The organism is Vibrio maerlii, from assembly GCF_003415655.1.
GTDB lineage: Bacteria > Pseudomonadota > Gammaproteobacteria > Enterobacterales > Vibrionaceae > Vibrio > Vibrio maerlii.
Window position 1 is genome coordinate 207,303 of the sequence record NZ_QRHC01000004.1, and the last position, 19,036, is coordinate 226,338.

General features: G+C 42.5%; 21 protein-coding genes. 10 read left to right on the forward strand and 11 right to left on the reverse strand.

Features of this window, described 5'->3' with window-relative positions:
• Both def and DPF91_RS08420 read left to right on the forward strand, forming a co-directional pair.
• The gene (def, locus tag DPF91_RS08415) at nt 1-555 is read left to right on the forward strand and encodes a peptide deformylase (protein WP_117233965.1); all 555 of its coding nucleotides are present in this window, start codon (nt 1-3) and stop codon (nt 553-555) included.
• Nucleotides 556-895: 340 nt separating this feature from the next.
• Complete coding sequence (locus DPF91_RS08420) at nt 896-1,573, forward strand: glutathione S-transferase family protein (RefSeq protein WP_117233966.1); 678 nt, start codon at nt 896-898, stop codon at nt 1,571-1,573.
• Nucleotides 1,574-1,933: 360 nt separating this feature from the next.
• On the opposite strand, the gene DPF91_RS22045 is transcribed toward DPF91_RS08420, so the two are convergent.
• From DPF91_RS22045 to DPF91_RS08435, 4 genes are all read right to left on the reverse strand, one after another.
• The gene (locus DPF91_RS22045) at nt 1,934-2,104 is read right to left on the reverse strand and encodes a hypothetical protein (RefSeq protein WP_164684090.1); all 171 of its coding nucleotides are present in this window, start codon (nt 2,102-2,104) and stop codon (nt 1,934-1,936) included.
• Between the two features lie 227 nt (nt 2,105-2,331).
• Entirely contained in the window at nt 2,332-3,123 is a 792-nt protein-coding gene (locus DPF91_RS08425) for a CLCA_X family protein (protein ID WP_117233967.1), read from the reverse strand.
• Nucleotides 3,124-3,161: 38 nt separating this feature from the next.
• Nucleotides 3,162-4,496 carry an MFS transporter gene (locus tag DPF91_RS08430; RefSeq protein ID WP_117233968.1) on the reverse strand — a complete coding sequence of 445 codons (1,335 nt, stop codon included), beginning with the start codon at nt 4,494-4,496 and terminating at the stop codon, nt 3,162-3,164.
• Between the two features lie 73 nt (nt 4,497-4,569).
• Nucleotides 4,570-5,130 carry a phosphohydrolase gene (locus DPF91_RS08435; RefSeq protein WP_117233969.1) on the reverse strand — a complete coding sequence of 187 codons (561 nt, stop codon included), beginning with the start codon at nt 5,128-5,130 and terminating at the stop codon, nt 4,570-4,572.
• Between the two features lie 91 nt (nt 5,131-5,221).
• Between DPF91_RS08435 and DPF91_RS08440 the strand changes: the two genes are divergently transcribed.
• The gene (locus tag DPF91_RS08440; protein WP_117233970.1) at nt 5,222-5,905 is read left to right on the forward strand and encodes a DNA alkylation repair protein; all 684 of its coding nucleotides are present in this window, start codon (nt 5,222-5,224) and stop codon (nt 5,903-5,905) included.
• A 502-nt stretch (nt 5,906-6,407) separates the two neighbouring features.
• On the forward strand, nt 6,408-6,905 hold the full coding sequence (locus DPF91_RS08445; protein ID WP_117233971.1) for a hypothetical protein: 498 nt from the start codon (nt 6,408-6,410) through the stop codon (nt 6,903-6,905).
• Here the strand turns inward: DPF91_RS08445 and DPF91_RS08450 are convergent.
• The 4 genes from DPF91_RS08450 to DPF91_RS08465 all read right to left on the reverse strand — a co-directional run bounded on the left by DPF91_RS08450 (nt 6,902) and on the right by DPF91_RS08465 (nt 9,844).
• The gene (locus DPF91_RS08450) at nt 6,902-7,294 is read right to left on the reverse strand and encodes a hypothetical protein (RefSeq protein WP_117233972.1); all 393 of its coding nucleotides are present in this window, start codon (nt 7,292-7,294) and stop codon (nt 6,902-6,904) included. The two genes, DPF91_RS08445 and DPF91_RS08450, sit on opposite strands and share 4 nt — an antisense overlap.
• Nucleotides 7,295-7,448: 154 nt before the next feature.
• Complete coding sequence (locus DPF91_RS08455; protein WP_117233973.1) at nt 7,449-7,727, reverse strand: SemiSWEET transporter; 279 nt, start codon at nt 7,725-7,727, stop codon at nt 7,449-7,451.
• Between the two features lie 92 nt (nt 7,728-7,819).
• Entirely contained in the window at nt 7,820-8,971 is a 1,152-nt protein-coding gene (locus DPF91_RS08460) for a winged helix-turn-helix domain-containing protein (RefSeq protein WP_117233974.1), read from the reverse strand.
• 72 nt (nt 8,972-9,043) lie between these two features.
• A complete protein-coding gene (locus DPF91_RS08465; protein ID WP_420855589.1) occupies nt 9,044-9,844 on the reverse strand; it encodes a M48 family metallopeptidase in 801 nt (266 codons plus the stop codon).
• A 78-nt stretch (nt 9,845-9,922) separates the two neighbouring features.
• Between DPF91_RS08465 and DPF91_RS08470 the strand changes: the two genes are divergently transcribed.
• From DPF91_RS08470 to DPF91_RS08490, 5 genes are all read left to right on the forward strand, one after another.
• Complete coding sequence (locus DPF91_RS08470; protein ID WP_117233976.1) at nt 9,923-10,411, forward strand: hotdog fold thioesterase; 489 nt, start codon at nt 9,923-9,925, stop codon at nt 10,409-10,411.
• Nucleotide 10,412: 1 nt separating this feature from the next.
• On the forward strand, nt 10,413-10,646 hold the full coding sequence (locus tag DPF91_RS08475; RefSeq protein WP_117233977.1) for a DUF3389 domain-containing protein: 234 nt from the start codon (nt 10,413-10,415) through the stop codon (nt 10,644-10,646).
• 69 nt (nt 10,647-10,715) lie between these two features.
• Complete coding sequence (locus DPF91_RS08480; RefSeq protein WP_117233978.1) at nt 10,716-12,413, forward strand: SgrR family transcriptional regulator; 1,698 nt, start codon at nt 10,716-10,718, stop codon at nt 12,411-12,413.
• 14 nt (nt 12,414-12,427) lie between these two features.
• Nucleotides 12,428-13,306, forward strand: a complete 879-nt coding sequence (locus tag DPF91_RS21975; RefSeq protein WP_164684092.1) for a DMT family transporter — start codon at nt 12,428-12,430, stop codon at nt 13,304-13,306.
• Nucleotides 13,299-13,550: a hypothetical protein gene (locus DPF91_RS08490; protein WP_117233979.1), complete on the forward strand. Its 252-nt coding sequence runs from the start codon at nt 13,299-13,301 to the stop codon at nt 13,548-13,550. The genes DPF91_RS21975 and DPF91_RS08490 overlap by 8 nt, the downstream gene beginning before the upstream one ends.
• Before the next feature lie 45 nt (nt 13,551-13,595).
• Here the strand turns inward: DPF91_RS08490 and DPF91_RS08495 are convergent, their stop codons facing one another.
• A complete protein-coding gene (locus tag DPF91_RS08495) occupies nt 13,596-14,222 on the reverse strand; it encodes a DUF2238 domain-containing protein (protein WP_117234222.1) in 627 nt (208 codons plus the stop codon).
• A gap of 178 nt (nt 14,223-14,400) precedes the next feature.
• Here DPF91_RS08495 and DPF91_RS08500 point away from each other — a divergent pair, with 178 nt between their 5' ends.
• Nucleotides 14,401-15,015 carry a DNA-J related domain-containing protein gene (locus DPF91_RS08500; RefSeq protein WP_241033792.1) on the forward strand — a complete coding sequence of 205 codons (615 nt, stop codon included), beginning with the start codon at nt 14,401-14,403 and terminating at the stop codon, nt 15,013-15,015.
• Nucleotides 15,016-15,264: 249 nt separating this feature from the next.
• On the opposite strand, the gene DPF91_RS08505 is transcribed toward DPF91_RS08500, so the two are convergent.
• Entirely contained in the window at nt 15,265-16,920 is a 1,656-nt protein-coding gene (locus tag DPF91_RS08505; protein WP_117233981.1) for an ABC-ATPase domain-containing protein, read from the reverse strand.
• A 77-nt stretch (nt 16,921-16,997) separates the two neighbouring features.
• On the reverse strand, nt 16,998-18,905 hold the full coding sequence (locus DPF91_RS08510; protein WP_117233982.1) for a sensor domain-containing phosphodiesterase: 1,908 nt from the start codon (nt 18,903-18,905) through the stop codon (nt 16,998-17,000).
• Between the last annotated feature and the right edge of the window lie 131 nt (nt 18,906-19,036).

Below are 19,036 nucleotides of genomic sequence, written 5' to 3' on the forward strand. Positions count from 1 at the left end.
ATGCCAACGAAGAACCATACTCCGGATAAACCGGATATCGCACAACTGGGTCATCCAATATTGCGTAAACGAGCCAAGATTGTTGAGAATATTCAATCGAATGAGTGTCAGAGTTTAATTTTGGACATGATGCAGAAGGTTGAAAAAGCGAATGGGGTTGGGATCGCGGCTCCACAAGTTTATGAAAGTTTGCGTATCTTCATCATGTGTTCGAAGCCGAACGCTCGTTATCCAGATGCACCTGTTATGCCCATCACTGCGATCATCAACCCTGAGATTATTGACGCTAGCAGTGAGATGGAAAAGGGGTGGGAAGGGTGTTTGAGTGTTCCGAGCATGCGTGGTTTTGTACCTAGGCATGAAACGATTACGGTTCGTTATTATGATCAAGCTGGCGAGTGTTATCAAACGACCTTTTCAGGCTTTATAGCGCGAATCTTTCAGCACGAACTGGATCACCTTGATGGATTAACTTTTGTGGACAGACTAGATTCAACGCAAGACCTTATTAGTGAGAGTGAGTGGTACGCACAATTCGCACCTACACAATCTTAGTGTTATTGGGAAATGGCTTTGAAAGAAACCCGTTGAGTTATCACACATAAGTGACTGAACTAATAGCACAACTTGAAACCGACAGTACTCTGAGCGCGTAAACTTTCATCGCTCCCTTAATACCAAAAGCGCCGCATATTAAATGCGATTGTGTGGCGCTTTTTACTTTTATTGTGCTTCTTGAATTAAACCCTTTCTCCAACAGAATCGCAGATATTCCTTTACTCCATCACAAAAGTGGATGTGATCGAATTGTTCTCTTAAGTAAGTGGTTGAACAATCGTTCATGTTGTGCTTCAATTAATGATGCCTAATAAATGAGCATAGTAAGGAGAGCTGAATGCTTAAGTTTTATTTCCATCACACGCCAAATCCTATGAAAGTGGCGTTATTCCTCGAAGAAACAGGTCTTGAGTTTCAAGTGGTACCGGTTGACACGTTAAAAGGTGAACAGCACAGTGCTGAATACCGCTTAATTAATCCTAATGGTAAGACACCCGCTATTGAGGATGATGGACAGCGAGTATTTGATTCCAATGCCATTCTTCTCTACTTATCAGAGAAAACAGGTAAGTTAGGAGGGCAGCCGGAAGACCGAGCAGAACTGCTGTCTTGGTTAATGTTCATAGCTTCTGGATTAGGGCCATTCTCAGGTCAGTCAGTTCACTTTCGTAATGTTGCACCCAAAGATCAAGAGTATGCAGCGAATCGTTATTTACGAGAAGCACAGCGTCATTACGAAGTATTAGATAAGCATATGCAAGGTCGAGAGTTTATCGTTGGTGATGAATTTACGCTGGTGGATGTGGCTGCTTGGGGGTGGATAGATAAAGCTCCTGTTGTATTAGGGGAGCAAGGTCTCACGCCATTTCCAAACTTAAGCCGTTGGTTCGAATCGATTAACAGTCGTCCTGCTGTCGCACGAGCAAGAGATATTCCCAAGTCGATTGAGTTTAAGAGTGAATTTGATGAAGAAACAAAACGCGCTTTGTTCCCTTCAAATTATCCAAAAGATTGACTTTTACTTAGTTTGTATTAGTACAACTTAATGTAGCCAGATGCTAGCTGGCGTTATTCATCAATAGCAAAGCTGCTTCATTTGAAGCAGCTTTGCCTTATCTACCGGTACTTTGTTGTGTTAGGTTTTAAAAAACGTAGTTAATGCTCAGGTAAATGTGAAGCAGTAGGTGGCTTATATACTCATGGAACATTCAACCGAATGCGATAGTTCCGTTCTTAGAGCAAATTCTCCAAACCGTGAGTTGAACAAACCATGGGTCAACCGTTGGCTAAATCGCACTTGATTATCTATCGCTTAAAGTCACTGGCCGTCATCGAATTTGACAAGCCCTAAAATGGCGAAGAGCTCACTATAAATCTAAGTAAAAAGGCGGTTAATAAACTCAAGCTCTTCATTAGACAGAGGCTTTTTGAGTTGAGAACCCTCGTTTAGCTTTGTTTCGATTTCTTTTTTTAACGTTTCTAATTGCTCAAGAGATAGTTGTTCTACTTGAACTTTGAGTGTGTTTGGTAATTCCATTGAAATCATAAACGTCACCAGATTCGTTTTTATGAAACAATGATTATATCACCTAAGTATGTTATTCGGATAAAAACTGAACGAAAATCATGTTTTATTAGCACTTAATGAGTAATTTTGTGAGTTAGAACCCAACCCGAAAGGATTTGATTGAGTGGAGTGGAAGTTAGGGATTATTGGTCTAGTCACGAGACATCCGTTGAGTTCTATACACAACCTTCAAAGACTGTGAATGATTAACGGTTGAGAGCTTCTCCTAGAGGTCTGAAGTAGGCTTGTAGCGCTTTGTGAATGAGTTGCCGGTGTTGGGAATCAGGGTATATATCTATATTGTCTTTATTCATGGTGCCTGATACTAAATAGGCGTTGTCGATTCCGCTGCAACTTTCAACGACCGCTTCAAAAGCGCGTGCCATCATTTCTGTGGGTAGAGAGAAGTACTGGGTTCCCATAGCCTTGTCCGCAACAACACTTCTGGACACATAATCATGACTATCCTGACCATCTACTGTCAGTAGTGTAGCATCAAATATCTCTAGAAGACGCTCGTTTAACGGGTGAGGAGAATGTTTGATGTTCTTGAGCCAACAGTCGCTCGCGAAGATGGTTTGAGCTTGTGGACCAGAACGATCACCAATGTTGAATGCCTTCTCCGCAATGTAGTGGTCAAAGGCATGCCAGAATTCATGAGCTAGAGCACCAACGCCAGCATTCTTCGCAAGCGCGAGTTCTCTTTGATTCGGTGCGTAATGTGCTTGTACCCCTTTTTGACCACCACTACCAAATGCCAAATTCAAACTGCCTCGCAGGCCAATAGCATGAGGTGGGATTGCCAGTGTGTAGGCTAAATCAGCTAAGGAGTCGAAGATTAGGTTAGCCGCTAGGTCTTTTTCTTCTTGGTTTACCCATTTTCCAACACGAATGTTGCCAATCCCGAAGGTCTCTCTGATATCGATGAATGAGACTTGGTCCCCATGACGATAGTCAGGGCCTCTACGAGTTTTGTACTTAAAGTTAGTTAGACGCAAGGTGTACCCTAGTTTGCGAGTTGCTCTGGGGGGATAGTTTATTCAAATATGGTCTTATTTTTATTCTTAATATAGAACCACACGCTAATTATTAGGAATAAGAAGGTGAAGTAATAAAAGAACGAAGATAATGACGCCAAGAAGTCGATGTTTTGATCGATTTCTTGTTGGGTATAGTCCTGAGACAGCAATTTATAATAGTAAGCGTAAAGCACACCGATTAAGCCGTATCCTAGGTTAAACATCAACCCCTTGAAACTAAGAACCGTCGCTCGATTATGCGATTCGGTTTTCTTGTTTAGGTGATAACTAATAAAAATGTTCATGGTCATGATGATGAAGATAAGAATCAGCGCTGGAATCACACCGTAAATCGACCAACCTAAACTGATCCAATAGTAAGTTGCTATGCTTGCTACTCCCATGATGCCGATGAAGGTTTTGGGCTCGATACTCTCTGCCAGTCGGCGACTTTGTCCAGCCAAGAGTATTTTAAGCACACTGACACCCGCACCAATAAACCCAAAGTAGATAATCGGGATGTTGATGGCGCTGTAGTATTGGCTGTTCATGGTTAAGAACATACGTGATGTATGCTCGAATAGGCTGTAGTACAGCAAGATAAATAACACATAAGGGGTCGAAAGCACCCATCTGCCGGTATTCATCGTTAACTTCATGCTCGCGATAGTGCTTGCAAGCTTGCTTTCACCTTGAGGAATAGGGCGTTTTTTCTCGCGCATGTCAAACGCTGAATAGATTGCTACCAATGCCACAATTAGGGTCGCATAAACTGGTATACGCATAATATCTTGTGTCGTTTCTGGCGTATCCCAGCCTAAATATTGGTATATCGTCGCCATGAAATTGACGTCATACATGGCAGCACCTAATAAGGTGACAAAGATACCAACACTTGAAGCAATTCGCAGCTGTATCTGAAGCACTCTAGGCCATAAATCTTCTTTACCTTGATCTTTCAATGTGTCGTAAGCCAAGGCTTCATCAGCGCCACTGGCAAGCGCCATGGCTAATCCACTGAGGATGCGGTTGATGAGAAAAACAACAAAGACTAGGTTAGGGTTGCCTGTTGGCACAAAGGCGATCATCGAAATTTCAATAAACATCACTAATGATGAGAGCACGACCAACCTTTTTCGTCCTAGGGTGTCAGCAAATGCGCCTGACGGTACTTCTGCAATGACAATGGTTGCAGCCCAAACCACGTTAAGCATCGCGAACTGAGATAGCGTCAGACCATAATCTAAATAAAGTAGTGTGAAGACAGGGTAATAAAAGCGCGCAAAATAGCTGCTTCTAAAGATTAAGAAGTTACGTACATTCCGTATCTGTAGGATTTCTTTGAGCGTCATATATTTCTTATTATTAAGTTTGTGGAATTAACTTTACGAGTTTACTTGATTGAATGTACTAACCCCAAAGCTACTAGAACTTCACAATTCCTTTGGTCACCAACACTGAGCCGACCAACACCGAGCCTCCATACTCTTTTGCTAATCTCATTAAGGTTTTATGGAAACCGTTGTTTGGAAAAGTGGCTTCAACTTCTTTTATCCATTTCTTATCAACCCCTTTTCTGATGCTGCCCATTGAAGCGTCTATCCAATCCGCTTTACGACACGCGTTGATTACCTTTTCATGGTTTCCTTTGTAAGGGGAAATTTTATGGTGCCAATGAATCGCTCCTGTGAGTTCTTCGGGATCGAGTCCCCATTGGTATTTTTCGTTATCAGCAAGCGCAACAGCCTCAGAAGGCTCTAAATAGGCAAGTTCTTTGTCGGTCCAAAGACCGATATCGTGATAGGCAAATGCCGTCTCAACAATTTGTTCTAAGTCAGGATCATTATCGAGAAAGTTCATGGCATAAGTAACAGTGCGGTATACGTGGTTTTTGTATCCAGCAAAATCGACACCAATAATTTCGCGGTAGGGCTCTAAGAGTGTATCGATTCGAGGGCGATCTTTCTTGATGATGAAATCCTGCATAAGTGCTCCTTTGATTTGTACTTTGTAGAGTATAGAACGCATGAATCTGAGTTGATATGATGATTACACGTAGACATCTGGAACATTAGTTATGCATCCTTGGAATGTATCTATTACTCAAACACTAAGGCCGTTAGCAAACATTGAGAACGCAATTTCGATGAGAGCGTATATGCGTAATCAGTTTGAGTTCTTAGGTATTCAATCTACACCTAGACGCGAAGCTCTTAAGCCTTATTTCATAAACCAACAACTCCCGCATATTGAAGATATTGACACGGTAGTAAGAGAGCTTTGGGAGCAGCCAGAAAGAGAGTATCAACTCGTCGCCGTCGATCTCTTAATAAAACTCAAGAAGAAGCTTCCGGCATCGTTTTTATCGTCTTTAGAATACCTAATTACCACCAAGTCGTGGTGGGATACGATAGATTTCCTTTCTTCTCATATCGCTGGCCAGCTATATATTGAGCACCCTAAGAGCACTGCTGCAGCGCTGAGGCGTTGGCGCCAGTCAGATAATATTTGGTTGAGGCGTACCGCAATCTTGTTTCAACTTAAATACAAACAAAGCACTGATCACAAACTGCTATATACGATTATTGGAGAGAACCTTTACAACAATGAGTTCTTCATTCAAAAGGCCATAGGGTGGTCACTCAGAGAATATTCAAAAACGAACCCGAAGTCGGTCATTGAATTCATTGAGACTAAGAACATTCAGGGGTTAGCGCGTAGAGAGGGATTGAAGTGGTTGAACAACCAAGCGAATAAGTAGCTCGGCTATAGAGTACAGGGCTATTGAAGCGTCACCTTGTGAAGTTGTGCTTTCTTTTTACCACCAAACAGACCCTAGTAATGTAAAAAGTATCTGCTTCTCAGTTGCTCATTTGAATTGCGGTGTTGCCTTCGATTCCATGCACTACCATGACCGATTTTGGTATTTAAGGATTTTATGATGTGAAATCGTTGGGCTTGCAGAGCGGTCAGTAAAAGAGGAAGTGAAGAGAGGGGAGGTTATTCCGGTTATCCTTAATTATTGGTCGACTAAGCTTCCAGTGTATTTTTATTTTTCTTCTCGAGAATACATGCCTCAAAACATCAGGGTTTTTGTCGATTACCTAGTAGAGTCTTCCCTTTCATAGAAAACAGGGCAAGATTAAGGCATTTACATGATGCAGAGCAACTTGTTGAGTATTTAAATTCGTAATATTATCAAACAGCATACGTTAAGTGTGTATGACAATATAAATACTATAACAACGATCAGTTGAAGCTATATGACAATTCAAGTACCAGAGAAAGTCCTCTTTGAAAAATTAGAGAGAATTTCAAATGATTTTTCGATTTTGAAAATCAATCCATCACATCCGGACATACAAGAGCTTGAGATGGATTATCCATTCCAAGCTAGTTGTCTAAAACGCTCCTATGCCGGTACATGGGAGCTCCAAGCTGGCCAGCTTTATCTTGTTGATTTAAAGGGCGCAAAATTTAAGAAGGCCGAAAATAAACCCATATTCGCTTCTTGGATCAATGGCTCTATTGATCTTCTCACTAATGAGAAGTGCGTTTTGAACAATCATGAAGAAGTCTATTATCAAGAGCACTATGTGACGCTTACCTTTGAAAGTGGCTATCTTATGGACATTTCCTACAATCGAGGTTTAATGAGCAAAGAAGACTTTCTCGCTCAACAAAATAAGCGAGTTGAGACCGAGAAATCCTGCACCTACAAAGAAGTTAAGCAGTACCTTAAACAGTTGGTCGTTGCTTAAGCACATTGAAAATCTTGTACTAAGGTTGGTTTTTTCGCAAAGAAGACTTTACTAAACCAAGACTTATAGTCCCAACCTAGTGATAGCAAACGCTTAGCGAGGCTTTTGTTTTCTATAATGGCAACCTCCACACCTTTATAGTGGTGTGGATGTTGCTTTATATATTCGATAAATGCCGTTAATACACCTTGGCCTCTTACTGAGGGAGCAAAGTTAACTGCGACAATTGAAAATCGCTGGCTGCCAACTGAGCAGCGAACAAAGCAATATCCGTATTCACATCTAATGGTCTCAGAAAACTCGGGAAATGAGCGCTTGTCGAGATCTACTGATAACTTGTCGTATTCACTACACAGGTGGTTGAGAAGTTGTTTGGCACCGTTATTCATTGTCGGCCTTGCTTTATAGCTGGAGATGAATGTGACTTGCAGCACATTGTAACCAGGACTAAAAAACGAAATACGGTGAAGCTACTGAGTTTTTTCTTCCTCTTTTTGAAAGTGCAGATGCTTCATATGAAGGTGGTGTGTTGTTCAACTTTATTCAGCTTTTCGCTTTCTGAGCAATCGTCGCTTTAATTTTCAGTAATAAGATGATTGAGGCTAAGGCGAGAGTGATGACATTGGCGACAATGATTGGGAGGTCGTTAACCATAATCCCGTATACCAACCACATACTTACCCCGAATACGAAGAAAGAATACATACCCAGAGAGATCGCTTCGGTATCTTTAGTTCTAACGGTATGAATAACCTGAGGAATGAAAGAACAAGTTGTACAAAATGCAGCGATGTAGCCTAGCGTAACAGGTTCGATAAACATGGATGGTCCTTATGGTGGTATCGTTTACACTGCTAAAATACAGTAGGTTAGACCCGAATGCTGCGTACTAGCTCACAACCACATAACAGACACTAGTGATGTGTATTTGTAATGCTGTAGCTCGCGCATTGATTGAAATGTGTAAAGGCAAGAAGCTCTTTGTTTAGAGAGTGTTGGAATTCATCCAACTTAGATAATCTTGGTTCTAGATAAAGGTTTATAACCTCAAGGTGCTCATCTTTTCTGTGCGCTTTGCAATCAACCCTTGCTACTAATCGTCCATCCCACAGAACGGGCAATACAAAGTAACCATATTTTCTTTTAGGGGCGGGCACATAGCATTCGAGTTGATAGTCAAAGTCGAAAATATCGCGTAGTCGGTTGCGTTGAATTATGAAGTTATCGAATGGCGAAAGAATTTTAGCTTGTTTGCGACTCAGTCGTTGATGAACGAGGTCGAGTGATTCAGGTAAGGCGTAATAGCGCTCTGTACCGACAAATACATCCAATACTAATTTCTCTTCGATTAACTCTTCTAAAGCTAATTGAACGTTAGATTTAACCCCCTTCAGCAGGTAAGTCATTTCAGGGAGCCGGGCTAAGCCGTGTGTTCGCAAGGTGTTTAGAACGAGAAATCGAGCGTAATCATCCTCAGATGGTATGGTTGTATCAACGTGGCTAGGCAGCACTCTTTCTGTTAGATCATAAACTTTATGAAAAGCTCGCCGTTCACTGATCATCAGGTCACCCTGCATGTAGAGGCTTTCTAATGCTTGCTTGGTGGGCTTACTTTCCCATCCTGTTTTCTTAATGACGCTAGACTCAAAATCCTTGGCCATGAGTGGGCCTTCAGAAGCGATACGACTGACTACCTCGTTCATCAGTGCTGGGTTCTTTTTAAACCAATGATTCAGCTTACCGCTTTTAAGGGCATGCTTACGAGGAAGTGAAAAGCGAAAGTCTTTCATCGCCAAGTAGGAAGCCGCATGCGACCAATACTCGAAAGCGACTTTCTCTCTTACCATTCTATCTAAATGTTCAGGGACGTACTGATGGTTGCGACTCCAGAGTGTATGGTGATGCGCTCTTTGAACAACTGAAATGGTATCTATCTGCACATATCCGAGCTTACTCATAACTTGGACAGTCTTGTTGTAAGCACTCCCTTGTAAATTCTGGTTAGGTAACCCTTGAGAATGTAATGCGATTTTTTGGGCTTGGGGCTTTGAGATTGATAATGTCATCTTTCTAACTCAGCGATTTGAATACGTGACCCTGTGACATTGGTAGTCTCTCACTTTTATTGGTAACGCTTTCTAAGGCTTCACAGCGACACAGTTTGGCTTGCCAATGGCGTAGTTCGGTAGTGTATTCGCTTTATTGGTGAGATCAGAGATACGTGTGCTGTGCGATGGGTGAGTGGAAAGCAGCTCAGGTGGTTGGTTACCGCCAGATGCTCTAGCCATGTTCTTCCATAAATTGATGCTTTGATAGGGATCGAACCCCGCTTTTGCCATTAGCTCTAGCCCGACGATGTCTGCCTCAGACTCTTGGGTTCGCCCATAAGGGAGGATTACGCCATACTGGAGCCCGAGTCCCAGGGCCGCCATTGTCACCCCTTGGTACTCTTTATATTCAGAGGCGCCAATTGCTACACTGGTGACAGCCAAACCCGTATTAGCTAACTGGTTTTGAGATAGTCGCTCGTTACTGTGATCAGCAAGAACGTGAGCGATTTCATGTCCAATGACCGTTGCGAGTTGATCTTGGTTTTCTGCAACTTTTAAAAGCCCGGTATAAACACCGATCTTCCCTCCTGGGAGAGCGAATGCATTCACTTGATCACTATCAAACACAACCACTTCCCATTCTTTGAAGCTAGGCTGTGGTGGAACTTGCGCAGTTACTGCATCCGCAACACATTGAACGTACTGGTTTACTTTTTGGTTGGTGCTGACTTTTTGCTGTTGCTTCATTTGCTCAAAGGATTGAAAGCCCAATTGAGCCATATCGTTATCTGAAAACAGAAGCAGTTGGTTGCGGCCAGTAGGGGACGAGCTACACCCGATCATCGTTGCCACGCAAAGACAAGAAACTAGAGATCTTAACAGCGTCATCATAAGATTCCTTTCATTAACACTATCTTATAATGATACCATTAATTCATCTAAGTGGATGAATGTATAAGGCCATTAATGAGCATCTGGAAAAAAGAGATAGACCTTGCGAGATTAAATGCGACGTCGAAAAATACCCTAATGGAACATATTGGGATTGAGTATGTTGAGTTCACCGAAAACTCATTATCTGCAACGATGCCTGTGTGTTCGTTTACTCACCAGCCATTAGGTATGTTACATGGGGGTGCGTCTGTTGTACTTGCTGAATCATTAGGCTCATTAGCCGCTAATTTCTGTGTTGATGAGCAACATTACTGTGTTGGATTAGACATAAACGCTAACCATGTACGTTCGATTCGTGAAGGTCACGTGGTGGGTACGGCTACTCCATTGCACTTAGGGGTATCTACGCAAGTTTGGCAAATCGAAATCAAGGACCCAAGAGGCCGATTACTTTGTACTAGTCGATTAACCATTGCAGTTAAAGAATATAAGGCAGTTAAAGAACATAAGGCGGTTAAAAAGCACAAGCCATTTGAGAAACAGATGAGCAAGGGAGAGTAGTGTGGTTTTAAATACATCTTTTGGGAAAATTATCCTCACACCGTATGAAATTGTGATTCGTATCCAAGGTGAGCAGCATGTCACTCTTCAAGCTCAAGCCGATGCAATTGAATTAATTGGTCAAGGTGCCAACGTCGTAATGGTGAACGGTAGTGAGAGTAAGTGGTCTTTGAAACTTGATAACCCTGAGCAACTGACTGTTATATCGGAACAATTAGGTTGTGATATTCGATAGGGTCTGTTGACCTTTGAACAAAAATAGGGAAACTAACATCTATAGATTGAGTTAGGTGATTTCCCCTTTATGAGTAGTCCACGTCTTCGTACACAATTTGAAAAGCTCTTTGAACACTTTAATGGTGAAGACGTAGGCATTCAGCTTGATGACATTACCGAGATTCTTTTCTGTACGCGACGCAACGCACGGATCGTTCTTAACAAGCTTGCTGAAGAGGGATGGATTGAATGGAAACCCGCTGCCGGGCGAGGCAAACTTTCCGAGCTCTCTTTCAAACGCAATCGTAATGATGTCAGTGAAAATCTTGCACGACGCTACCTAGAGCAAGGAAAGATTGAGCAGGCACTGAATGTGCTTGATAGAGACGCAAGTAAGTTAACCCAAGTCATTCAAGGCTACTTGGGTGTTCAGCATCAAGAAGGTAAGCAGGTTGTTCGTTTACCATATTATCGATCCCTTTCAATGCTTAACCCACGTAAGCCTCACCGACGCTCTGAGCAGCACATTATCAGGCAAATTTTTAGTGGTTTGACTCGTCTCAATGAGTCTGAGCAAGTAGAGCCAGATCTTGCTCATCAGTGGGAACAACTTCGCCCTGATTGCTGGCGCTTCTACATTCGACCAGGCGTCCGTTTCCATAACGGTGTGGCGCTCAAGGTCGAGCACATTATCGAAACGTTAGAACTACTCAAAGACATTAACCAGTTCACTCACTTTAATTGTATTAGCTCACCCTCGCCTTGGGTTGTCGATATAGAGCTCACTAGGCCGGATTATCAGTTGCCAATTTCTTTATGTGAATCACCCGCATTGATTACATTGACAGAAAAAGAACAGGCAGAAGATCACGACAGAGCGCCTATAGGAACAGGTCCATTTTGTGTTGAGGTGAACGATGAAAAAAGCCTAATTCTTGAGGCGTTTGATGGCTACTTTGGCTATCGATCGCTTGTAGACCGAGTCGAAGTGTGGGTGATTGATGAAGTTCACTCATCAATTGTTTTTCCCAGCCTATCACATCCTGTGAAGCCGGAACGCAGCAGTATTGAGGATGTAGCACTCGATCCCGGTTCAACTTTGTTGCTGCTTAATCGACGTAGTGGCTTAGCTCGTGAGCCTAATTGGTCTCTGTATCTAAGTCGTAAGCTTTCCTCATTTAATATTTTTCGTTTGTTACCCGAGCAACAAATTGCTGAGTTGGGTTTGATCATCGCCAATGGTATTAAACCGGGTTGGTATCATCACACACCTAAGCCGATGCTAGAGCCGCCACATAAAGACGAAAAGATAAAGATTGCCTATCACTCAAGACATCCGATATTTCCAAGTATCGCCAAAGCGATTGAGACATTGTTGAAAGAAGACGGCTTGAAAGCGGAGTTTGTCCGCTATGAGCACAGTGTAGAGTCAGTCAAGGAAATAGATATTTGGATTAAACCTATGGGCATTGGTACTCGTAGGGATGATGCGCTTGCTGGGTGGCTGCTAAACTATTCTGATATTGAACTTATGGCACCTGACCGAGATTTCAATCAATGGTTTGCGTTCGTTAAGGAGTGGCAAAGCGAGCCAAACAAAGCCTTCCCTGCGAATGCTCTGGGTCGCTCACTTGTCGAGACCGATCAGATTGTGCCACTTTTCCATTGTTGGCTAGGTGTCAGCAAGGATCATTGTGGCTCGTTACAAAACGCGAAATGCAATGCATTGGGATGGTTCGACTTCAGCCATGTTTGGGTGAAGCCAGAGCTGATAGAACAAAGTTAGATAACATCACCAGTATGACTCCTTTTACTACTCTCGTCGCACTTATTGCTTTTGCAGCTAATTCTGTTCTTTGTCGTTTAGCATTAAGTGAACACGAGTTAGATGCTAATGCCTTTTCGTTGATACGCGTACTTAGCGGCGCAGCTACCTTGCTTTTATTACTTGGTATTAAACAACGGAGCTTTGCCGCATTAAAACACGCTGTTGTCGAATCGCCTAAGCTACTAGGTGTTGTTTCGTTGATGGCGTATATCTGCTTCTTCTCTTTGGCTTACGTTCAGTTGCCAACGGGGATAGGCGCTCTGGTGTTATTTTTTGCCGTACAAATGACCATGCTTGGTTTTCAAATATACAGAGGAAAGCAACTGGAGTTCGCCGAGTGGGGTGGCGTGATTTTAGCCTTTGCTGGTGTGATTGTGCTGGTATCTAGTGACATGCCTCAACCGAGCGATGTCGAAAGTACAAGTTGGTTTTATATTTTAATGATGTTAATGGCTGGTATTGCTTGGGGCATATACAGCATTCTTGGTAAGGGAGTGAAAGACCCATTAGGAACAACCACGCAAAACTTCGTTTTGGGAACGCTTATGGCGCTACCTATAATTGGCTGGTGGATCGATTTCTCTGAGTTGACTGTCGAGGGTGTCGCTTATGCAGTTTTGTCGGGCAGCTTAGCATCTGGTGTTGGTTATGCCGTTTGGTATAGCGCCTTGACTAAACTAAAACCCGTGACTGCCGCTATTAGCCAATTAAGCGTTCCACTTATCGCCAGTGTGGGTGGTCTATTAGTTTTGAGTGAACCGATTACAATGTCATTTTTGATTTCGAGTGTAATGGTGCTAGTTGGGATATGCTTGGTAATCTTATCGGAGCGAAAAAGAGATAATGGCTAAGCCAAACAAAAAACTGCCGAGTAAAACGGTGACCATCATCTGTGCAAAGTGTAAAACAAAATTGTTCAAATATGCCAAAGGCGGAAAGGGCTCGCTTGTTAAGTGCTTTAAAGAACGGATTCTGAAAGATTTTACGCAACAAGATGGGCACTGCCCAAATTGTGGCATTCAATTTGGGCGCGATACTCTAGTTCGGGGTACACCAGCATTTACCATTATTGGAGATAAGGCGGTGATGAAGTAAGCAAACTAGCTATTGCAACTTAGTCTTTTTGTCTCTTTATTGCGGTTAATTAGCCTTGCCACAATTGTGTTCTACGTTTGTGCGCCCTTGAAGCAAGAGAATGGTTAACGCGACTATGGCTCCTGTTGTGTCACACAACATATCTTTTTGCGCGTCCCAAATATCGCCTTGTGAACCCAAGAATGCGATACCCTCATCACCACCAGCAATCGCTGCGTACCACCATTCAATTATCTCATAACCTGCCGCAACACTCATGATTACGGTTAATGCTAATAAACAAGCCAGCTTTGGATGACATAGCCTTTTGCGTATTACGAGCTCAGCAATAGGGTAAGCAAATAACCCGATCGAGAAGTGCGCAACACGATCAAAATTATTTCTCTCTGAACCAATCATATGATTGAACCAATCGAAAGGGACTTCAGCAAAGGTATATTTTGCACCTATAGTATGAAGAATAAGCCAGATAAACATCATGGTATAAGCAGTTTTACTAAACATAAAACAGCGAGAAGTGTAGAACGCACCTGCGTAGATAAGTACCGCAGGGAGAATCTCAGCAAACCACACCGCGCGTGATGCCGGTTCAATAGCAGAAAATAGAGTGACTAATGCATACAGTGCAGATCCACCATAAAAGAAGCCTAGGTTGTTTGTCTCTGTATTCATTGTGTCTACGGTTTTTGGTTGGTTCATAAAGTGTGCGAATATTATTATGTACGGTGTTCGATTGCAAACTTACGGTACATTTGATGTGGGTTAGTATAGTTCTTGTGTTAGATTGAGCGCTACTCGAAGGTTTACTAGTTGTTGAATGAGACGTTTAAAACAGGGAGCTAAAGGTAGATTGACTGAATCGAATACTGTGCAATTTAATGAGTTTGAAAACCCATTGTTGTGGCCGATATTATCCATACTTAAGAACTCAAATGAGTCTTGGAAAGTGCATACCCTTGCCGATCATTTAGTAAAAAAAATGATTCTTCTGACGCTTGATGAGGATTCCACCAAGGATCTTTTTAAGCGTAATTTTCTAATTATGAATGCGCTGTTTCAACTACAAGAGCTTGTTTCCAATGAATACTTCCTGCAAGTCGAGTCGATGGATATCAAGCTAATTCCATTAGAACGTTGTGGCAGTGAATCCGTTATTAGCTCGGATGCTTTAAAGGACTATTACACAGACTGGCGTCACTATGAGGCCTCTGCAGGTGAGGTTAAAAAGCTACTCAATGATTTTTGGGATCGTTACCGACGGAATATTGGTACAGGCCAAAGTATCGGTACGTATACAGATGCGTTAAAGGTGCTTGGATTAGATGAACATGCTTCCAAAAACCAAATACGCAAACGTTGGAGAGAATTAGCCCTGAAGTGGCACCCAGACAGAAAGGGTGGGAATAGCGAGACCTTTACGAGAATGTGTGAGGCTTGGAGCGTGTTGAAAGAGAAAGCTCGCTAAACAACCTCAGCTCGGGATAATTTAAGCCATTCAGCACAGCTTCTTAAGCGCCTAACTTCGTTAAAATCAACACAATAGGCAAGCTATTGACTTATGATTTTGCCTTGTTTTGCATCTTAATTAACTGCACTGATTAATGAGTCAAACTATGCTTATGAAAATATTAGCTTTCTAGACTTTCTTATCCCGAGCTGAGGTTAAATAGCGAGCTTGGCTGATATTAATTGTAACTTCGCGTTCGAACTTTAATTATCGTGTCGGTTTAAACTGGGCTAAACGGAAACGGTTTAGCGAAGCCATCACATCAATCACACGAGGTTTTACCAGATCGCCGTGAATTGGCATGGCTTGGTGCCAATTGTCATTCAACATCTGAGATATTTCTTGCGCTGGGTTTGAAGACCATCCAGGCAGTTGACTTAACTGGAACCATACCCAACCAATTGCGTGCACTTCGCCATGACTTTCTAGCTGCTCCAATGCAGTTAAATCAGTAAACTCTTTACCGAATCGCAAAGCGTCTGTGCCTTTAGCCGTTACGCGGAACTTCCCATCTACCAAAATAGATTGGAGTGCAGCTCGGTTTAGTGAACGTGGCTTAAACGATTCAAGCTCAGTCTCACATTCATTATTGCGTTGTGTTGGGTGCTCAAGGATTACTTGTTTAGCTTTCTCAGTGACATCAATTGCTTGGTAATCGTGCATTTGAATTACAGTATCAGCGACGTCAAGGTAGTCACCAGAACCGCCCATAACAATCATTGTTGAAATATCTAATTTATCTCGTAGTTGACCGATACGATCGACAAGCGGCGTAATTGGCTCTTCGCCTTTCGCTACCAAAGATTGCATGCGCTCATCACGAATCATGAAGTTAGTCGCTGATGTATCTTCATCGATAAACAGCGCTTCAACACCTGACTCAATAGATTCTTGTAACCAAGCGGCTTGAGACGTTGAACCTGAAGCATCTTGGGTCGAGAAATTAGAGGTGTCTCGCCCCATCGGTAAGTGGTTGATGTAGTTTGATAGGTTCAAGTTGTGAACTGAACGACCATCCTCAGCCTTGATTTTCATTGAATTAGCATTTGCAACGATATACTCACGGCCATCTTCAGGGATGTGGTCGTAGATAGAGCGTTCGATTGCGTTGAGCAGGGTAGATTTACCATGGAAACCACCACCAACAATCAGGGTGATTCCTTTTGGCACGCCTAAGCCAGTGATGTAGCCCTTGTTTGGCGCATGTAACGTGACTTGCAATGACTCTGGTGCTTTGAATGGTGTTGCGTCCTTCATTGGAACGTCGACGTTACCAGCAATACGCGGTAGAACACTACCATTCGCAACAAATGCGATGAGGTTATTGGATTCTAGTTGTCCACGCAGTGCATCTTGGTCTTCAATTACTTCACAATGTGTTCTGAGTTGTTCAATACGCATTTCACGTTCTAACGTTGCCTTACGAATCATTTTCGGCAAGTAGAAAGTGATAATGTTGATCGCTTTTTTCGCTAGAATACTTCGACCTTCTGCAGGAAGGTTGATACGGAAACGTAGTTCGATTCCATCGTCATCAAATACAACCGCAGTACTATCAAGTACCGTTTGGCCGGTTGTTGCGATAGAGATGTTGTTGTCTTGCTTCGCGTATTCAGCGAAAGTACGCGCAATAAAATCGCGTGCCGCTCGCTGATAAGCCGAGGACTCTTCTTTAAGCCATTCTAAGCCTGTTACTGACCACGGACGACGCGCACGAAAGCGAGAGGAACTTGCATACGGATCAGCTTGGATATGGTCGATGTAAAGATCGAAGTCGGTAAAGTCATACTGACCTTTGATTTGCTGGTATGCACGATAGTTTTGCTTTTCAAGCTTCTTAAGCTTTGCAATGAGCTGATCCATAGAAAATGCCTGATTCGTAAGAGAAAGGCGGCGATTATAGAAACCACCGCCTTTGTAGTAAAGGTTTGGTTGAAAGATTATTGGTAATGGAACTCTTTCGTACCTAAGTAGGCGTGATTAATGAAGCTTCGCTCAAACTCATCACTTGGCATAGGTTTGCCATAGAAGTAGCCTTGACCAAAATCACAGCCTTCCTGAACAATAAAGTTTTCATGTTCTTTTGATTCAACCCCCTCAATAACAACCTTTAGGTCTAGCTTTTTAGCTATAGAGATAATGGAACGGATTATCTCTCTATCTTGTTTGTTCTCTTTTAAGTTTGTAACGAACAAACGGTCTATCTTAATGCAGTCAAAAGGGTACTTTTTCAAATAACTAAACGATGCGTAGCCAGTTCCGAAGTCATCTAGTGACAATGTCACGCCTAGTTTGTGTAATTTTTCTAGCGTATTGCTTGATGTTGACTCGTCTGAAATCAGACCGCTCTCAGTGACTTCTATTTCAAGGAAACGCGCATCTACCTTGTAATGCTCAAGGAGAGAAGCAACTTGCCCAGCGAAATGTTCGTTTTTGAGCTGAACCGCAGAGACGTTGATGGCAATTTTGAAATCATCGATAACCTTAGACCAGGCGGCTGCTTTCTCTATTGCTGAACGAAGTACAAAGGTGCCGACTTCAAAAATCAGGCCATTTTGTTCTGCCATTCTTATTAAGGTTTCATTCGACACTTCACCAAGTAGAGGGTGAGACCAACGAAGTAGGGCTTCGGCGCCAACCCAACGATTTGTTCCTGGCTCAACCTTCGGTTGAAAGTACAGCATTAGCTCGTCTCTTCGAACTGCTTGGAGTAGCGAGTTTTCGATTTGGTTTATTTGGCTTTGGCAGTGGGTATTACTTTCCGCGTAAAAAGCGAATTTATGCCCCGAGTCTTTACATGCCAGCATGGCTTCGTGAGCAAACTGAAGAAGCTCGTTAGGTAGTTGAGTATCTATCGATGTTGAGATACCGATGTAAGCGTTGAGATGTAGTTTGATTGAATCAATGAAAAATTCAGACTGTGCAACTTCTACCATTCTATTGCATAGAGTGTTAAGTGCACTCGACATGTCTAACGCATCAACAATGAGCACGAGATCTGTACTCGAGCGTCTTGCTGTAACGATAGTGAAATCGCCAAAGTTTCCAACACGTTCTCTAAACATGACGAGCAGTTGGTCAAGTGTCTGGTGACCATATTTTGTTTGGATTCTTTGCCCGTTGTTAAATCCTATATGGATAACGGCAACATTAGATTTGTTGACTGAATTGAGCAGCTTCTCATTCAGCTCATTTTCAAGCGCCATTCTATTTAGGAACCCTGTACCGATATCATGAAACTTTTGAAATGTTAACTGATGTTCGGCCGCCTTTCGTCTATCGATCTCTTGAGTAAGAGAGTAGTTGAGGTTAGCAAGATCTTTGGTGCGCGTATTCACGCGGTATTTAAGCTCTCTATTCAAGTTGATAAGTTTAGCGTGTTGATAAAGTGTCGTGAGCTGTGATTCAACAGCTACACGAAAACTACTCAGAAGATTACGGTAAAGTTCTGAGTAGTGATTCTCTTTGTCATCGAGTATACACATGGTGCCAAAGGGCTCGCCATTTGGCCAATTTAGAGGTATGCCACAGTAAGAGATCATTCCTAACTTGATATCTGGATTACTGTCCCAGTCAGGATCTTTCAGTGCATTGGGTACGATGAGCTCTCTTTGCGTGCTGACAACCGTTTCACAATACAACCCTTGACCTAGTGATTCCTTATCACCGATAGAGTAGGGTGTGACCTTATTGTCGTTAGAACTGAAGACTTCAATTTCGTTGGGGTGAATTCGCATAATCAATGCAGAAGGCACGTTCGTAATCTCAGCTAAGAGGTTTACGATTTTACTCCATCCTTCGCTCATTGAGTCAGGAATTTCAATTTGATGGGGGTCTACTTTTGACATTGACTGTTCTGTCCATAGGTAATACTACCGTTGCTTTCCTAGCAAACTTGTTGTGCCTCTATCATAGAGGTCTATTGTTGGTTCTCAAAAACCTTTTCAGTCTACCTACTAAACATACTACATCCTGAGTG

Bases quoted from the DNA above. Each gene is read 5' to 3' on its own strand.
- def (WP_117233965.1), top strand. From the start codon at position 1: ATGCCAACGAAGAACCATACTCCGGATAAACCGGATATCGCACAACTG.
- DPF91_RS08420 (WP_117233966.1), top strand. From the start codon at position 896: ATGCTTAAGTTTTATTTCCATCACACGCCAAATCCTATGAAAGTGGCG.
- DPF91_RS22045 (WP_164684090.1), bottom strand. From the start codon at position 2,104: ATGATTTCAATGGAATTACCAAACACACTCAAAGTTCAAGTAGAACAA.
- DPF91_RS08430 (WP_117233968.1), bottom strand. From the start codon at position 4,496: ATGACGCTCAAAGAAATCCTACAGATACGGAATGTACGTAACTTCTTA.
- DPF91_RS08435 (WP_117233969.1), bottom strand. From the start codon at position 5,130: ATGCAGGATTTCATCATCAAGAAAGATCGCCCTCGAATCGATACACTC.
- DPF91_RS08440 (WP_117233970.1), top strand. From the start codon at position 5,222: ATGCATCCTTGGAATGTATCTATTACTCAAACACTAAGGCCGTTAGCA.
- DPF91_RS08445 (WP_117233971.1), top strand. From the start codon at position 6,408: ATGACAATTCAAGTACCAGAGAAAGTCCTCTTTGAAAAATTAGAGAGA.
- DPF91_RS08450 (WP_117233972.1), bottom strand. From the start codon at position 7,294: ATGAATAACGGTGCCAAACAACTTCTCAACCACCTGTGTAGTGAATAC.
- DPF91_RS08455 (WP_117233973.1), bottom strand. From the start codon at position 7,727: ATGTTTATCGAACCTGTTACGCTAGGCTACATCGCTGCATTTTGTACA.
- DPF91_RS08460 (WP_117233974.1), bottom strand. From the start codon at position 8,971: ATGACATTATCAATCTCAAAGCCCCAAGCCCAAAAAATCGCATTACAT.
- DPF91_RS08465 (WP_420855589.1), bottom strand. From the start codon at position 9,844: ATGACGCTGTTAAGATCTCTAGTTTCTTGTCTTTGCGTGGCAACGATG.
- DPF91_RS08470 (WP_117233976.1), top strand. From the start codon at position 9,923: ATGAGCATCTGGAAAAAAGAGATAGACCTTGCGAGATTAAATGCGACG.
- DPF91_RS08480 (WP_117233978.1), top strand. From the start codon at position 10,716: ATGAGTAGTCCACGTCTTCGTACACAATTTGAAAAGCTCTTTGAACAC.
- DPF91_RS21975 (WP_164684092.1), top strand. From the start codon at position 12,428: ATGACTCCTTTTACTACTCTCGTCGCACTTATTGCTTTTGCAGCTAAT.
- DPF91_RS08490 (WP_117233979.1), top strand. From the start codon at position 13,299: ATGGCTAAGCCAAACAAAAAACTGCCGAGTAAAACGGTGACCATCATC.
- DPF91_RS08495 (WP_117234222.1), bottom strand. From the start codon at position 14,222: ATGAATACAGAGACAAACAACCTAGGCTTCTTTTATGGTGGATCTGCA.
- DPF91_RS08505 (WP_117233981.1), bottom strand. From the start codon at position 16,920: ATGGATCAGCTCATTGCAAAGCTTAAGAAGCTTGAAAAGCAAAACTAT.
- DPF91_RS08510 (WP_117233982.1), bottom strand. From the start codon at position 18,905: ATGTCAAAAGTAGACCCCCATCAAATTGAAATTCCTGACTCAATGAGC.